The 14,439-nt window shown below is 75.1% G+C and carries 15 protein-coding genes and 2 pseudogenes; 7 read left to right on the top strand and 10 right to left on the bottom strand.

What is annotated here, in order from left to right:
• Positions 1-25 precede the first annotated feature (25 nt).
• Positions 26-550: a DUF1990 domain-containing protein gene (locus tag AB0P35_RS28075; RefSeq protein ID WP_363516000.1), complete on the bottom strand. Its 525-nt coding sequence runs from the start codon at positions 548-550 to the stop codon at positions 26-28.
• Positions 551-675: 125 nt separating this feature from the next.
• On the opposite strand from AB0P35_RS28075, the gene AB0P35_RS28080 reads away from it, so the two are divergent.
• Together AB0P35_RS28080 and AB0P35_RS28085 are read left to right on the top strand one after the other, a co-directional pair.
• Positions 676-879 carry a hypothetical protein gene (locus AB0P35_RS28080; RefSeq protein WP_095876634.1) on the top strand — a complete coding sequence of 68 codons (204 nt, stop codon included), beginning with the start codon at positions 676-678 and terminating at the stop codon, positions 877-879.
• Positions 880-953: 74 nt separating this feature from the next.
• Positions 954-1,226, top strand: coding sequence for a DUF1876 domain-containing protein (locus AB0P35_RS28085; protein ID WP_179419659.1), 273 nt, complete (start codon positions 954-956; stop codon positions 1,224-1,226).
• Positions 1,227-1,245: 19 nt separating this feature from the next.
• Here the strand turns inward: AB0P35_RS28085 and AB0P35_RS28090 are convergent, their stop codons facing one another.
• Together AB0P35_RS28090 and AB0P35_RS28095 are read right to left on the bottom strand one after the other, a co-directional pair.
• The gene (locus AB0P35_RS28090; RefSeq protein ID WP_363516004.1) at positions 1,246-2,523 is read right to left on the bottom strand and encodes an MFS transporter; all 1,278 of its coding nucleotides are present in this window, start codon (positions 2,521-2,523) and stop codon (positions 1,246-1,248) included.
• A 73-nt stretch (positions 2,524-2,596) separates the two neighbouring features.
• Positions 2,597-3,808: an FAD-dependent oxidoreductase gene (locus AB0P35_RS28095; protein ID WP_363516007.1), complete on the bottom strand. Its 1,212-nt coding sequence runs from the start codon at positions 3,806-3,808 to the stop codon at positions 2,597-2,599.
• 226 nt (positions 3,809-4,034) lie between these two features.
• On the opposite strand from AB0P35_RS28095, the gene AB0P35_RS28100 reads away from it, so the two are divergent.
• Positions 4,035-4,820 carry a VOC family protein gene (locus AB0P35_RS28100; protein ID WP_095876630.1) on the top strand — a complete coding sequence of 262 codons (786 nt, stop codon included), beginning with the start codon at positions 4,035-4,037 and terminating at the stop codon, positions 4,818-4,820.
• A gap of 18 nt (positions 4,821-4,838) precedes the next feature.
• Here AB0P35_RS28100 and AB0P35_RS28105 read toward each other — a convergent pair whose 3' ends face one another.
• On the bottom strand, positions 4,839-5,606 hold the full coding sequence (locus AB0P35_RS28105) for a DUF2470 domain-containing protein (RefSeq protein WP_363516011.1): 768 nt from the start codon (positions 5,604-5,606) through the stop codon (positions 4,839-4,841).
• Between the two features lie 76 nt (positions 5,607-5,682).
• A complete protein-coding gene (locus tag AB0P35_RS28110) occupies positions 5,683-6,297 on the bottom strand; it encodes a TetR/AcrR family transcriptional regulator (RefSeq protein WP_363516014.1) in 615 nt (204 codons plus the stop codon).
• 127 nt (positions 6,298-6,424) lie between these two features.
• On the opposite strand from AB0P35_RS28110, the gene AB0P35_RS28115 reads away from it, so the two are divergent.
• Genes AB0P35_RS28115 through AB0P35_RS28125 form a run of 3 tightly spaced genes read left to right on the top strand, consistent with a single transcriptional unit; the run spans position 6,425 to position 8,939 of the window.
• Positions 6,425-7,180 (top strand): SDR family oxidoreductase, encoded by a 756-nt coding sequence (locus AB0P35_RS28115; protein ID WP_363516017.1) that lies wholly within the window; start codon positions 6,425-6,427, stop codon positions 7,178-7,180.
• A complete protein-coding gene (locus tag AB0P35_RS28120) occupies positions 7,177-7,977 on the top strand; it encodes an SDR family NAD(P)-dependent oxidoreductase (protein WP_363516020.1) in 801 nt (266 codons plus the stop codon). Before AB0P35_RS28115 ends, AB0P35_RS28120 begins: the two co-directional genes overlap by 4 nt.
• Positions 7,974-8,939: an NADPH:quinone oxidoreductase family protein gene (locus AB0P35_RS28125; RefSeq protein WP_363516023.1), complete on the top strand. Its 966-nt coding sequence runs from the start codon at positions 7,974-7,976 to the stop codon at positions 8,937-8,939. The genes AB0P35_RS28120 and AB0P35_RS28125 overlap by 4 nt, the downstream gene beginning before the upstream one ends.
• An 85-nt stretch (positions 8,940-9,024) precedes the next feature.
• On the opposite strand, the pseudogene AB0P35_RS28130 reads toward AB0P35_RS28125, so the two are convergent.
• A pseudogene (locus tag AB0P35_RS28130) lies at positions 9,025-9,313 on the bottom strand (ArsR family transcriptional regulator); the annotation flags it as partial.
• Positions 9,314-9,375: 62 nt separating this feature from the next.
• Between AB0P35_RS28130 and AB0P35_RS28135 the strand changes: the two are divergent.
• Positions 9,376-9,585 (top strand): annotated as a pseudogene (locus AB0P35_RS28135) (peptide deformylase); the annotation flags it as partial.
• A 19-nt stretch (positions 9,586-9,604) separates the two neighbouring features.
• Here the strand turns inward: AB0P35_RS28135 and AB0P35_RS28140 are convergent.
• The 4 genes from AB0P35_RS28140 to AB0P35_RS28155 are packed head-to-tail and all read right to left on the bottom strand — an operon-like array spanning position 9,605 to position 14,179.
• Positions 9,605-10,741 (bottom strand): acyl-CoA dehydrogenase family protein, encoded by a 1,137-nt coding sequence (locus AB0P35_RS28140; RefSeq protein WP_363516026.1) that lies wholly within the window; start codon positions 10,739-10,741, stop codon positions 9,605-9,607.
• Entirely contained in the window at positions 10,738-11,922 is a 1,185-nt protein-coding gene (locus tag AB0P35_RS28145; protein WP_363516029.1) for an acyl-CoA dehydrogenase family protein, read from the bottom strand. Before AB0P35_RS28145 ends, AB0P35_RS28140 begins: the two co-directional genes overlap by 4 nt.
• A gap of 1 nt (position 11,923) precedes the next feature.
• Positions 11,924-13,147, bottom strand: a complete 1,224-nt coding sequence (locus AB0P35_RS28150; protein WP_095876623.1) for an acyl-CoA dehydrogenase family protein — start codon at positions 13,145-13,147, stop codon at positions 11,924-11,926.
• 3 nt (positions 13,148-13,150) lie between these two features.
• The gene (locus tag AB0P35_RS28155) at positions 13,151-14,179 is read right to left on the bottom strand and encodes a phosphotransferase family protein (RefSeq protein WP_095876622.1); all 1,029 of its coding nucleotides are present in this window, start codon (positions 14,177-14,179) and stop codon (positions 13,151-13,153) included.
• Positions 14,180-14,439 lie beyond the last annotated feature (260 nt).

Below are 14,439 nucleotides of genomic sequence, written 5' to 3' on the forward strand. Positions count from 1 at the left end.
GCCGCGGGCTGCCACCCGCGGGCCGTCAGCGGTGGGGCGCGGTGCGGCGGGCGGTGAGCCGGCGCAGGGTGCGGCCGCAGTGCAGGGCGTAGAGGCGCTGGAAGAGCGGGACCAGCGGGCCGCCGAGGCGGGTGAGGCGGCGCCCGGGGCGGCTGAAGGCGGTGACGGTGAACCAGACCGTGCCGTCGCCGCCGAGTTCGACCAGGAAGGACTCCTCGCCGCACTCGGGGTGGCCGGGCAGGGTGCCGTAGGCGAAGCCCGCCCGCCGCGGCTCGTCGACGGCCAGCACGACCTCGCAGGGGGCGGTCAGCGCCAGCGGTCCGAGGCCGATCCGGCAGGTCACCCGGGTGCCGGGCAGGGCCCGCGGCCCGTCGGCGGTGATCCGGACCCCGGCCGCGCGGTGCATCCGCCAGCCCGTGACGGCACTGCCGGCGAAGGTGAAGTCCGCGGCCCCGCGGCCGACCGCGGTGCGGTGGCGCAGGTGGTGGTAGCCGGCCGGCAGCGGGCCGGGGCCGGCGGTGGCGCCGACCTCCGGGTAGGTGAGGGTCATCGGGCCTCCGTGCGAAGGGGCGGCGGTTCGCTGCCGACTCTACGGGCCGCAACTGAACGCGTTCAATGCGCGTTGGAGGCGATCCGGGGCACGGCTCGGGCGCACACTGGGATCGGAAGGAGGCCGTGCCCGGCCCGGACCGCCGGACGCCGGACGCGGACGCCGCCATGTCACCTGTAGCCCTGCTCTGCCCGCGTTGCGGCCGCCCGCAGCGCGTCGTCCCCGGAGGCCCGCAGCGCCCGGTCAAGGTCGTGCACGACGACACCGGACGGGAGGACTGCGAGCGGCCCGACCCGGCCGCCGGTCACCCGGCCCCGCCCGCCCGGTGAGGCGCCGGCGGCCCAAGTTGGCGGCCCTCCGGCGCGCGGCGCACGCTGGAGGGGAAACCCAGGAGGTGGCCGCCATGATGCACACACTCGTCGGATGGCACATCGAGTTGGAGTTCCAGGAGGAGGGCGACCGGACGAAGGCGGTCGCGCTCGTCCGTCTCTCGGACGGCAGCGAGATCCGCTCGCACGGCTTCAGCACCCGGCACCACGCCGACAGCCCGCAGCCCAGGGTGGGCGAGGAGGTCGCCGGGGCCCGCGCGCTCAACGACCTCGCGATGCAGCTGCTGACCAAGGCCCACGGCGAGCTCAAGCAGAGCGCCAAGGCGCCCGACCACCCGCTGATGTAACCCGCCGCCCGGTCGGCGCCTACCCTGCGGCCCCGACCGCCGGCTCGGCGTCCGCCCCGGGCACCACGTCGCCGCTCCCGGCCGGCACGGCCGCCGCCCGGGAGCGCTCGGCGAGGCGCACCGCGGGCGCCGTCGCCGCCCCCGCCAGCGCGAACATCCCGCCCAGCACCAGCCAGCCGACCGTCCCGCCGCCGAGCACCAGCGAGGTGAGCAGCACCGGGCCGACCATGCGGGCCACCGCCACCCCCGAACCGAAGAAGCCCTGGTACTGCCCCTGCCGGTCGGCCGGGGCCAGCCCGAAGCCGATCTCCCAGGAGCCCGCGGCGAGCATCATCTCCCCGGCCACCTGCAGCGCCGCCGCGACCAGCAGCACCGCCGCCGCCGACCGGGCCGAACCGCCGGAGGACGAGAGCGCGAAGGCCGCGCAGCAGGCCAGCAGCAGCACCCCGGCCCACCGGACGTAGCGCGCCGCGGTGGCGAGCCCGTCCACCCGCCGGGCCACCCGCACCTGGCAGACCACCACCGTCAGCGTGTTCAGCACCAGCAGCGCCGCGGTCAGCCAGTCCGGCGCGGCCGTCCGCTCGACGATCCACAGCGGCACGATCAGCGACAGCAGCGGCATGTACAGCAGCATCACCGTGTTCAGCAGCGCCACCAGCGCGTACGGCCGGTCGCGCAGCACCGCCAGCCGGGGCTCGCCCGGCACCGCCGCCGTGGGCGGCACCGCGGGCAGCCGGGCGAGCAGCACCGCCGCGGCGAGGAAGCTCAGGACGTCCAGCCCCAGCACCACCCGGTACGCCGCGGGCGTGTCCAGGTGCAGCGCCGCACCGCCGGTCGCCGCGCCGACGGCGAGGCCCGCGTTGACGGTGGACTGCAGGTAGGCCCGCACCTCGGTGCGCCGGCCCGGCTCCACCAGGCCGGCCAGCAGCGCCTGCCGGGCCGCCCCCAGCCCGCTCTGCGCGCAGCCGTACAGCAGGGCGCCCACCACGAACACCGGGAAGGACCCGGCCAGCAGGAAGACCCCGACCGCGGCCGCGGTGGCCACCGCCAGCAGCGCCGCGACCCCGCGCGGCCCGCGCCGGTCGGCGAGGTGGCCGAGCGGCACGCCGGCCAGGGCGCCGGCCGCCCAGCCGAGGGTCAGGCCGACGCCGATCTGCGAGGCCGACAGGCCGACCACCCGGGTGAAGTACAGCGCCGAGGTCACCAGGAAGGCGCCGTCTCCGAGCGCGTTGGTCAGCTGGGCGCCAGCCAGCCCGCGGGCCGGGCCCGCGGGCGGCAGCAGTCCTCGGTGCGGCATGGCGGTCCCTCCCCGGCGACGGTGTCCGCCCCGACCCTAGGTCATGCCACCGACGATCAGGGGCCGGCCGCGGTCAGCCCGTGAGTTCGGCCAGCGGCACGTCCGGGTCGGCGAGCCGGCTCTCGTCCACCGGCCGCCCGGAGCGCACCAGTTCGCGGATCGGGTCGACCACGTCCCACACGTTCACGTTCATCCCGGCGAGCACCCGCCCGCCGGACGTCCAGAAGGCGATGAACTCCCGCCCCGGCACGTCCCCGCGGAACACCACCCGGTCGTAGCCGCCCGGCTCCACGTAGCCGGTGTACTCCATCCCCAGGTCGTACTGGTCGGTGAAGAAGTACGGCACCCGGTCGTACACCGCCTCCCGACCCAGCATCGACATCGCCGCCACGGCCGGCTGGTTGAGTGCGTTCGCCCAGTGCTCGACCCGGATCGGCTTCCCGAACAGCGGGTGGAAGGCGTTGGCCACGTCGCCCGCGGCGAAGACGTCCGGGTGCGAGGTGCGCAGGTGCCGGTCGGTGCGCACCCCGTTGTCCACGTCCAGCCCGGCGGCCTCGGCGAGCTGCGTGTTGGGGGAGATGCCGACGCCGACGACCACCGTGTCGGCCGGTACCAGCGAGCCGTCGCCCAGCCGCACCCCGCCGTCCTCGACCGCGGCGACCTGCACGCCGAACCGCAGGTCCACGCCCTTCGCCCGGTGCAGGTCCGCGAAGACCTGGGCGACCTCCCGGCCGAGCACCCGCAGCAGCGGCAGCTCGGCGACCTCCAGCACCGTCACCTCGGCGCCGGCCAGCCGGGCCGCGGCGGCGGTCTCCAGGCCGATCCAGCCCGCGCCGACCACGGCGATCCGCGCCCCCGGCGTCAGCCGGGCCCGGATCCGCTCGCTGTCGCCGACCCGGCGCAGCGTCAGCACCTCGGGCCGGTCGGCGCCGGGCACCGGCAGCCGCCGCGGCGAGGCGCCGGTGGCCAGCAGCAGCTTGGCGAAGCCCAGCCGGCCGCCGTCCGCCAGGCTCACCGTGTGCCCCTCGGGATCGATCGCGGTGACCGCCGTGCCCAGCCGCAGCGCGACGTCGTTCTCGCGGTACCAGGAGGCCGGGTGCACCTCGAAGTCGGCGCGCGGCGTCTTGCCCTGCAGGTAGCCCTTGGAGAGCGGCGGCCGCTCGTACGGCAGGTCCGGTTCCTCGCCGATCAGCTCGACCGGCCCCCGGTACCCCTCGGCGCGCAGCGCCTCGACGGCCTTGGCCCCGGCCAGGCTCGCTCCGACGACGACGTACGGCTGCTCCATGCCCACTCCCTCGCTCGACTCCTGCGCCCGCCGGCCGGGCCCGCCACCAGGGAGCATGCCCGCCCGCCGCCGCGACCGCGCCGCCGACACCCCGTGCGCGCCGCAGCGGACCCGCGCGGACCCGGTGCGGCGGCAGGCACCCGGCGGGACTGGCGCGCTGATCCGACGCGAGCGACCGGACACGCCCTAGGCTGAGCAGGGCCACGAACCGGAAGGAGAAGCCCGCATGGGTGAGCAGAGGGCCAGGGTGCGGTGCGTGCCGGCGGTGCCGTGCTGGGTCAGCCTGATGGCCCGGGACCTCGGTGTCGCGAAGGCCTTCTACGGCCCGCTGCTCGGATGGACCTTCGAGCCCGGCCCGGACCGCTGGGGCGAGTACCTGTGGGCGGTCGTCGACGGGGTCGAGGTGGCCGGGCTCGGTGTGATGGCGGGCGACTGGCAGCCGCCGGTGGCCTGGACGACGTACTTCGGGATCGAGAGCGCCGACCGCGCCGCCGAGGGCGTCCGGGAGCGCGGCGGCACCCTCGCGGTCGGCCCGCTCGCCTTCGACGCCGGCCGGGTGGCGCTGGCCGCCGACCCGCTGGGCGCCGTGTTCGGCATCTGGGAGGGCGAGCCCGGGGTCGAGACCTGGATGAAGGAGCCGGGCGCGCCGGTCTGGATCGAGCTGCGCTCCCCGGACCCGTTCGCCGCCGCGCTCTTCTACGGGGAGGTGTTCCGCTGGGACACCCGGGACAAGGAGCACTTCGAGGTCCGCTACGAGCACGAGCGGGTGGTGCTCCGAGCGGAGGGCCGCAATGTGGCCGCGCTGCGGTCGGCGCGCGGCCAGGCCCCGCACTGGGAGGTGTTCTTCTCGGTGGCCGACACCGACGCGGCCGTCCTGAGGGCGGTCGAGCTGGGCGGCAGCGTCGCCGATCCCGCGGGGGACACCCCCTACGGGCGGACGGCCCGGCTGCGGGACACCGAGGGCGGCCACTTCTCGGTGATCGGCCCCGGCCACACCCTCGGCGAGGAGTAGGCCCCCCGCCGCGGGCGGTCAGCGGTCGGCGGTGGCGTGGGTGAACAGCCGGCGCATCGCGTCCGGCAGTTCCTCCGCCGAGCGGACCGGGCGGCCGAACTCGAAGCGGGCGTCGAGCACCCGGCCGTCCTCGCCGACGAGCCGCAGGCGCAGGCCGAAGCGGTCCAGCGCGACCGGCCGGACGGCCCGGACGGAGTCGGCGCGCGGTACCGAGCGCTGTCCGGCGGCCCGCAAGCCCAGGGCGAGCACCTGGTCGGCGTGGGCCGCGTCCAGGTGCTGCAGCAGCAGCGCCTCCTCGGCGGCGAGCGGGTCTGCCGCGGCGGCCGCGAAGTCGGCGGGCTCGATGCAGCACGCGGAGCCCCGGAGGTCCTCCACCGCGAGGTGCTCGGGCTCCAGGCAGAGCAGGGCGTGGCCGGTGGCGCGGCGGCGCGGGAAGAGCGCGGCGATCCGGGCCGGGGTGGCCCGGGAGAGCACGCCGAGCCGGCCCTGCACCGCGGCCCGGCCGCGGATCCGGTGCGGCATGGCGACGGGGGCCACGTCCACGGCGTCCAGCTCGGCGGTGACCGGGCCGTTCTCGCCGCGGGCCAGTACGGCGATCCGGTGGACCGGGGAGCCCTCCTCGACGAGCACCGCTACCGCCCCGTCAGGCAGGACCGCGCAGTCCACCAGCGGCGGGGGACCGGGGCGGTCGACCAGGTCGATCCCGGGCACGTCCAGCACCACCGAGGAGGCGAACTCCAGCAGCGTACGGACACGTTCGGCGGCACTCGGCACGGCGGCGGACATCGCCCCTCCTCGTCAGGTTAGGTAAGCCTAGCCTAATTTTTGGTGGGCGCCAGTGGTGTCGGCCGGTGCGTCGCGGTCAGTCGGTCGCCGATCCGAGCATCCGCAGCACCAGGACGCCGTAGCGGCGGCCCAGCTCCTCCGGGCTCTCGGTGGAGCGGTCGGTGTACCAGCGGGCGACGTCGATGCCCAGGGAGGTGACCGCCCGGGCCGCCGTCCGGGCGTCCGGCACCTCGAACTCGCCCCGGGCTACGCCCTTCTCGATGATCCGGCGGACGGTGTCCTCGATCCGGATCCGCAGCTCGGCGACATCGGCGAAGGCGTCTTCGGGCAGGGCGTGCAGCTCGTTGTTGACGATCCGGCCGACCGTGTGGCCGCGGGCGTGCCAGGCCGTGAACTCCTCGACCAGGCGCCGCATCTGCTCCACCGGCTCGCCACTGGCCGCCTCCGCCCCCTCCACCAGGTCGAGGGTGGCGCGGTGGCCGGTGCGGCTGATTTCGGAGAGCAGCGCCGCCTTGGACGGATAGTGGATGTAGAGCGCGGCGGGGCTCATCCCGGCGGCGGTGGCGATGTCCCGCGTCGTGGTGGCGTGGTAGCCGCGGCGGGCGAAGGACTCGACGGCCGCGAGCAGCAGTCGCCGGGCGGCCTCGGTGCGCTCCCCGGGCCACAGGTCGGCGGTCGCTTGGTCGGTCATGGCGTCAATCCTCGCAGACGGATCAAGGCCGGAGTGCGCCGGCTGTTGACAGTGTGGCCCGTCGCCAACATGCTAAGCAAGCGCTTAGTCACCACCCATGTCGAGACGTACGGCGAAAGGTTCGGCGATGACACCCTCCTTCAAGGGCCAGGTGGCCCTGGTCACCGGCGCCAGCCGGGGCATCGGCCTCGGCATCGCCCGAGAACTGGTCCAGCGCGGTGCCAAGGTCTGCATCACCGCCCGAAACCCCGAGCCGCTCGCCGAGGCGGTCCGCGACCTCGGCGGCCCCGACCACGCCATCGCGGTCGCCGGCAAGGCCGACGACGCCGCCCACCAGGAGGAGGCCGTCGCCCGCACCCTGGAGTCCTTCGGCCGGCTGGACCTGCTGGTCAACAACACCGGCATCAACCCCACCTACGGCCCGGTGCTCGACACCGACCCCGCGGTCGCCGCCAAGATCCTCGCGGTCAACGTCCTCGCCCCGCTGGCCTGGACCCGCCGCGCCCACGCCGCCTGGATGGGCGAGCACGGCGGCGCGGTCGTCAACGTCGCCTCCATCGCCGGCATCCGCTCCTCCGAGAACATCGGCATGTACGGCGTGAGCAAGGCCGCACTGATCCGCCTCACCATGGAACTCGCCGCCGACCTCGGCCCGGACATCCGGGTCAACGCGGTCGCCCCCGCCGTGGTGAAGACCAAGTTCGCCGAGGCCCTGTTCGAGGGCCGCGAGGAGAAGGTCGTCCGCGCCTACCCGCTCGGCCGCCTCGGCCTGCCCGAGGACATCGCCGGCGCCGTCGCCTTCCTGCTCTCCCAGGACGCCGCCTGGATCACCGGCCAGACCCTCGTCGTCGACGGCGGCGTCACCCTCGGGGGTGGCCTGTGACCGCCCCCGCGACCGGACTCGCCGGCCAGGGCGTCGTCGTCACCGGGGCCGGCCGCGGCATCGGCGAGGCCCTCGCCGCCGCCTTCGCCGCCGCCGGGGCCCGGGTCGTCGTCAACGACCTCGACACCGAGGCCGCCGAGGCCGTCGCCGCCCGGATCGGCGGCATCCCCGCCCCCGGCGACGCCGCCTCCCCCGAAGGCGTCGCCGCCCTGATCGCCACCGCCCGCGACGCCCTCGGCCGGATCGACGTCTACTGCGCCAACGCCGGCATCGCCCCGGTCGGCGGCGCCGACGCCGGACCGGAGGTCTGGGCCCGCGCCTGGGACGTCAACGTCATGTCCCACGTCCGCGCCGCCGAACAGCTGCTCCCGGACTGGCTGGAGCGCGGCGAGGGCCGATTCCTCGCCACCGTCTCCGCCGCCGGCCTGCTCACCATGCTCGGCTCCGCCCCGTACGCCGTCTCCAAGCACGGCGCCCTCGCCTTCGCCGAATGGCTCGCCGCCACCTACCGGCACCGCGGGCTCAAGGTCCACGCGCTCTGCCCGCAGGGCGTCCGCACCGCGATGCTGGACGGCACCGGCGCCGCCGGACAGGTCCTGCTCACCCCCAACGCCATCGAGCCCGCCGAGGCGGCCGCGGCCACCCTCAAGGCCATCGCCGACGAGCGGTTCCTGATCCTGCCGCACCCCGAGGTCGCCGACTACTACGCGGCCCGCGCCACCACCCCCGACCGCTGGATCGGCGGCATGAACCACCTCCAGCAGGAGATCGAGAAGAAGGAGGGCGGCACCGCATGAAGGCCTGGCAGGTCATCGAGCTCGGCGAACCCGCCGCAGTGATGCGGCAGACCGAGACCGCACGCCCCGAACCCGGCGACGGCCGACTCCTCGTCAAGGTACGCGCCGCCGCCGTCAACTTCCCCGACGCCCTGATGTGCCGCGGCCACTACCAGATCCGCCCGCCGCTGCCCTTCACCCCCGGCGTCGAACTCTGCGGCGAGATCGCCGCCGGCGAGCGGGCCGGCGAACGCGTCATCGGCACCCCGCTGCTGCCCGACGGCGCCTTCGCCGAGTACGCCCTGATGGACCCGGCGACCACCTTCGCCGCACCGCCCGCCCTGGACGACGCCGAGGCCGCCGCCCTCCACATCGGCTACCAGACCGCCTGGTTCGGCCTGTACCGCCGCGCCCAGCTGCAGGCCGGCGAGACGCTCCTCGTGCACGCCGCGGCGGGCGGCGTCGGCAGCGCCGCCGTCCAGCTCGGAAAGGCCGCCGGCGCCCGGGTCATCGGCGTCGTCGGCGGGCCGGAGAAGGCCGCCGCCGCCCAGGCGCTCGGCGCCGACCTGGTGATCGACCGCCGCCACGACGACTTCGTCTCGGCCGTCAAGGAGGCCACCGGCGGCCGCGGCGCGGACGTCGTCTTCGACCCGGTCGGCGGCGACGCCTACACCGGCTCCACCAAGTGCATCGCCTTCGAGGGCCGCATCGTCGTCGTCGGCTTCGCCGGCGGCACCATCCCGGCCCCCGGCCTCAACCACGCCCTGGTCAAGAACTACGCGATCCTCGGCCTGCACTGGGGCCTCTACAACGCCCACGACCCGCAGGCCGTCCGCGACTGCCACACCGAACTCACCGCCCTCGCCGCCAAGGGCGTCGTCAAACCCCTGATCGGCGCCCGCCTCCCGTTCGACCGCGCCGCCGAAGCCGTCCAGCAGGTCGCCGACGGCACCTCCATCGGCCGCCTGACGATCCACCCGTAACCGCGCACCGTCGCAGGCGCGGTGGTACGGGCATCCCGGGGGCGCGGTTCTCCGTGCCCCGGGATGCCCGTTTCCGCGTTCGTGGCCACTGCCGGTAGCTCTCGTCCTCCAGGCCCCGGGCCGGCTCGGCGAACCCCTCGCCCCCGCCCGCCCTCCTGCCGGAGGCGCCAGGGACGGACCCGGCCCCCGGTGTGCGCGACCTCCTCGATCCGGCCGTACCTGGCCAGTTGCCGCAGGCGGAAGGAGCGCAGCCCCGAGCTGGCGGCCCCGGTGGCCGTGACACTGCCCTCCTCCGCGAGCAGCCGCAGCAGAGCCGTCCGCACCTCGTGGTCGGGCAGTATCCCGACAGCCCGTCCGAGCACGGTGGATGACAGTCCATCAGTCACTCCAGGGGGAGCCCGCCGACGGGTATCCGGTGCTGCCGATGACGAGGGCTCTCTCCGTGCCCGGGGCGACCATGAAGGTGCCGCGGTCCGCCCGGACGGTGGTCCGCGGACAGGACGAGGGCGGCAACCCGCTCACGGTCGAAGGCGCCGGCTACTTCGCCCGCTGCCCGCAGCACCAGACGGACCACCTGCACGGCCGCCGCTACCTCGACCGCCTCTCCGGGCGCGAGCGCAGGGATGCCCTGCGCCGGACCGCGAACGCGGTGCACCGCGCGGCGCTCAGCCGGCGACCGGTGCCGGGAGGTCCACCAGACGGGCCAGGGCCGCCCGGTGGGTACCCGGGGTGCCGAGAGCGATCTGGTCGGCCTTGGCGCGCTTCAGGTAGAGGTGGGCCGGGTGCTCCCAGGTCATGCCGATGCCGCCGTGCATCTGCACGCACTCCTCGGCCGCCCGCACCGCCACCGCCCCGCAGTGCGCCTGCGCCACCGCGACGGCGACCTCCGCGTCGGCGTCGCCCCGCGCCAGCACGTCCGCCGCATACCGCGCCGCGGCCCGCGCCCCCACCGTCTCCAGCCACAGATCGGCCAGCCGGTGCTTGAGCGCCTGGAACGAGCCGACCGGCCGGGCGAACTGGGTCCGCTCCTTCAGGTACGCCACGGTCGTGGACAGACACCACTCGGCGATGCCCACCTGCTCGGAGGCGAGCAGCCCGGCCCCGGTGAGCAGCGCCCGCCGCAGCGCGGCCTCCGCCACCGCCCCCACGGCGACCGGCCGGCCCGGCACCCCGGTCAGCGCCAGGTCGGCGAGCGGGCGGGTGAGGTCCAGTGAGGTCCGCCGCGCCACGGTGAGCCCGGCCGCCGAGGCGTCGACCGCGTACAGCGCGGCCCCGTCCGGCCCGATCGCGGGCACCAGCAGCAGGTCCGCCACCAGCGCCTCGGCCACCGAGGTGACCCGTCCGTTCAGTGTGCCCGCCCCGTCGACCCGCACGGTCGCCGGGAACACCGCGCCGGGCGCAGTGGACAGCGGTACGGCGAGCGCCGCCGTCCGCTCCCCGCCCGCGAGGGCCGCCAGCAGCCCGTCCTCATGGGGGCAGTCCAGCAGCGCGGTCGTGGCCAGCACGACGCTGCCGAGGAACGGCACCGGAGCAGCGCTGCGCCCCAACTCCTCCAGAACCACGGCGGTTTCGCGCAGCGAGGCGCCGGCGCCGCCGAGTGCCTCGGGCACCTGGAGGCCGGCGGCGCCGAGATCGGCGGCGAGCTTGCGCCACAGCGCCGGGTCGTAGGGGACAGGCCCCTCGCAGCGGGTGAGGATCGCCTCGGGCGGGCAGTGGTCGGCGAGCAACGCCCGGACGCTGCTCCGCAGTTCTTCCTCGACCTCGGAGTACAGCAGGTCGGCCGGGCCGGTGGCGACGGTCATCGCGGCAGCTCCTTCCAGGGCACGTTCTTGTCGGCGCGCGGCTCGCCGGGCAGGCCGAGGACGCGCTCGGCGATGATGTTGCGCAGGATCTCCGAGGTGCCGCCCTCGATGGAGTTGCCCTTGGCGCGCAGGTAGCGGTAGCCGGCCTCGCGGCCGGTGAAGTCGACGTGATCGGGCCGGACCATCGTCCAGTCGTCGTACGCGAGGCCGTCCTCGCCGAGGAGTTCGACCTCCAGTCCGCTCAACTCCTGGGCGAGCCGGGCGAAGGCGAGCTTCATGGCGGCGCCCTCGGGGCCGGGCTGGCCGACGGCGAGCTGCTGGCGCAGCCGTTCGCCGGTGAGCCGGGCGACCTCGGCGTCCACCCAGCCCTTGAGCAGGCGCTGGTGGAGGTCGTGGGTGCGCAGCTCGGGCCGGGCCCGCCAGGTCTCGGCGACGACGCCGACCATGCCGCCCTCGCGCGGCGCGGCCTGCCCGCCGATGGCGACCCGCTCGTTGTTGAGCGTGGTCTGGGCGACCTGCCAGCCCTCGCCGACGGCGCCGAGCCGGTGCGCGTCGGAGATGCGGACGCCGGTGAGGAAGACCTCGTTGAACTCGGCCTCGCCGGTGATCTGCCGCAGGGGGCGCACCTCGACACCGGGGTCGGTCATGTCGCAGACGAAGTAGGTGATGCCCTGGTGCTTGGGCACGTCCGGGTCGGTGCGGGCGATCAGGATGGCCCAGCGGGCGGTGTGTGCGCTGGAGGTCCACACCTTCTGGCCGTCGACGGTCCAGGTGTCGCCGTCCAGGACGGCCCGGGTGCCGAGCGCGGCGAGGTCGGAGCCGGCGCCGGGTTCGGAGAAGAGCTGGCACCAGACCTCCTCACCCGTCCAGAGCGGCCGCAGGAAGCGCTGCTTCTGCTCCTCGGTGCCGTACTTGAGGATGGTCGGGGCGGCCATGCCGAGGCCGATGCCGATCTTCCGCGGGTCGTTGCCGGGTGCCCCGGCGGCGGCCAACTCGGCGTCCACCACGGCCTGCAGGGCGCGCGGGGCGCCGAGGCCGCCGAGGCCCTCGGGGAAGTGCACCCAGGCGAGGCCGGCGTCGAAGCGGGCCCGCAGGAAGGCGAGCCGCTCGGTGGTGGCGGGGTCGTGTGCGGCGAGCAGGTCCGCCACGCGCTGCCGGATGTCCTCTTCGCGGACGGCCATCTCAGCCCTCCTTCTGCTGGTAGCGCTTGAGTTCGCGGTGGGCGAGCGAGCGCCGGTGCACCTCGTCGGGGCCGTCGGCGAGCCGCAGGGTGCGGTTGCCGGCCCAGAGCTGGGCGAGCGGCGTGTCCTGGCTGACACCGGCGGCGCCGTGGGCCTGTACGGCCTTGTCGAGCACCCACTCGACGGTCTGCGGGACGATGATCTTGATGGCCTGGATCTCGGTGTGCGCGCCGCGGTTGCCGACGGTGTCCATCAGCCAGGCGGTCTTGAGCACCAGCAGCCGGGCCTGCTCGATCCGCACCCGGGACTCGGCGATCCACTCCTGCACCACGCCCTGGTCGGCGAGCGGCCGGCCGAAGGCGATCCGGTCGACGGCCCGCCGGCACATCAGCTCCAGAGCCCGCTCGGCGATGCCGATGGCCCGCATGCAGTGGTGGATCCGGCCCGGTCCGAGCCGGGCCTGGGCGATGGCGAAGCCGGAGCCCTCCTCGCCGACGAGGTTGGCGGCGGGCACCCGGACGTCGTCGAAGAGCACCTCGGCGTGGCCGCCGTGGTCCTGATCCTCGTACCCGAAGACGGTCATGCCGCGCTTGACGGTGACGCCCGGGGTGTCCCGCGGCACGAGGATCATCGACTGCTGGCGGTGCTTGGCCGCAGTCGGGTCGGTCTTGCCCATCACGATGAAGATCCGGCAGTTGGGGTTCATCGCGCCGGTGATGTACCACTTGCGGCCGTTGACGACGTACTCGTCGCCGTCCCGCTCGATCCGGGTGGTGATGTTGGAGGCGTCCGAGGAGGCGACGTCCGGCTCGGTCATCGCGAAGGCCGAGCGGATCTCGCCGGCCAGCAGCGGCTCCAGCCACTGCTTGCGCTGCTCCTCGCTGCCGAACTGGTCGAGCACCTCCATGTTGCCGGTGTCCGGGGCGGCGCAGTTGAGCGCGGCCGGGGCGAGCAGCACCGAGCGGCCGGTGATCTCGGCGAGCGGCGCGTACTGGAGGTTGGTGAGGCCGGCCCCGGACTCGCCGGGCAGGAAGAGGTTCCACAGACCGCGCTCCTTGGCGGCGGCCTGGAGGTCGCCGACGACCGCCGGGATGGTCCACGGTTCGCGGGCCGGGTCGGCGAGTTGGGCGGCGAGCACCGGCTCGGCCGGGTACACGTACTCGTCCATGAAGTCGAGGAGTCGGGAGCGGTGCTCCTCGGTGCGGGTGTCGAAGGAGAAGTCCACGGGTCAGCGCTCCTTGAGTGCGGTGAGGCCGAACTGCACGAACAGTGGGACGAGTTCGCCGACCCGGTCGAAGCCGGCGCCGACCGTGCCGCCCTGGGTCCAGCGGTAGTGGATGCCCTCCAGCACGACCGCGAGCTTGAAGGAGGCGAAGCCGGTGTACCAGCCGAGCGCGGAGACGTCCCGGCCGGAGGCCGCGGCGTAGCGGGCGACCAGTTCGGGGGTCTCCGGGAAGCCGGGGGCGAGCGCGGCGCCGGGCAGCACGCCGTCGAAGCGGCGGGCGAGCTCGGTGTACATCACCAGCAGGCCGAGGTCGGTGAGTGGGTCGCCGAGGGTGGACATCTCCCAGTCGAGGACGGCGCGGATCCGGTCGTCCGGGCCGACCAGGACGTTGTCCAGCCGGTAGTCGCCGTGCACCAGGGCGGGTGCGGGGGAGTCGGGCAGGGTGCGGGCGAGCTGCTCGTGCAGTTCGTCGATGCCGGGCACCTCGCGGTTGCGGGAGGCGTCCAGCTGCTTGCCCCAGCGGCGCAGCTGGCGCTCCAGGAAGCCCTCAGGGCGGCCGAAGGCGCCGAGCCCGACCGCCTCGGGCTCGACCGCGTGCAGGTCGACCAGGGTGTCGACGAGGTGCAGGCCGAGGGCGTGCACCCGCTCGGTGCCGAGCGCGCCGAGGGCGGCGGCGTCGCGGTGCGGGGTGCCCTCGACGTACTCCATGAGGTAGAAGGGCGCGCCGATCACCTCGCTGTCCTCGACGAGCAGCAGCGGGCGCGGGACGGGCACCCGGGTGGGGTGCAGGGCGGCCAGCACGGTGTGCTCGCGGGTCATGTCGTGGGCGGTGGCGAGCACGTGGCCGAGCGGGGGGCGGCGCAGCACCCAGCGGCCGGTGCCGTCCTCCAGCAGGTAGGTCAGGTTGGACTTGCCGCCCTCGAAGAGCCGCGCCCGCAGGGGGCCGGTGACGGTGCCCGGCAGGTCCGCGTCGAGCCGCTCGCGCAGCCGGTCCAGGTCGAGACCGGGTGGGGTCTCGGGAGTGTCGCTCATGGGCCCTCGCCTCGGGAAGGACTGGTCGGACAGAATCGCTGACTAAGCGCTTGCTTAGCTTCCCCGCGGAGCCCTGCCCTTGTCAACGGCCCGCACCGGCTCCGGGGTGTGCCCACGCCGCCCCGCCGGTGCGCCCGCACCGCCCCACGGGTGTGCCCGGGAACGCCGAAGAGCCGCCCCGGGCGGGTCGAGGACCTTGCGCTCCGGCACGCCGGAACGCTGGTGCAGGCCGTCGACGTTCTGGGTGAGGACGCGCACCG

Origin of the sequence: Kitasatospora sp. NPDC085879 (assembly GCF_040686255.1) — a bacterium.
In the GTDB taxonomy this organism is placed as follows: Bacteria; Actinomycetota; Actinomycetes; order Streptomycetales; family Streptomycetaceae; genus Kitasatospora.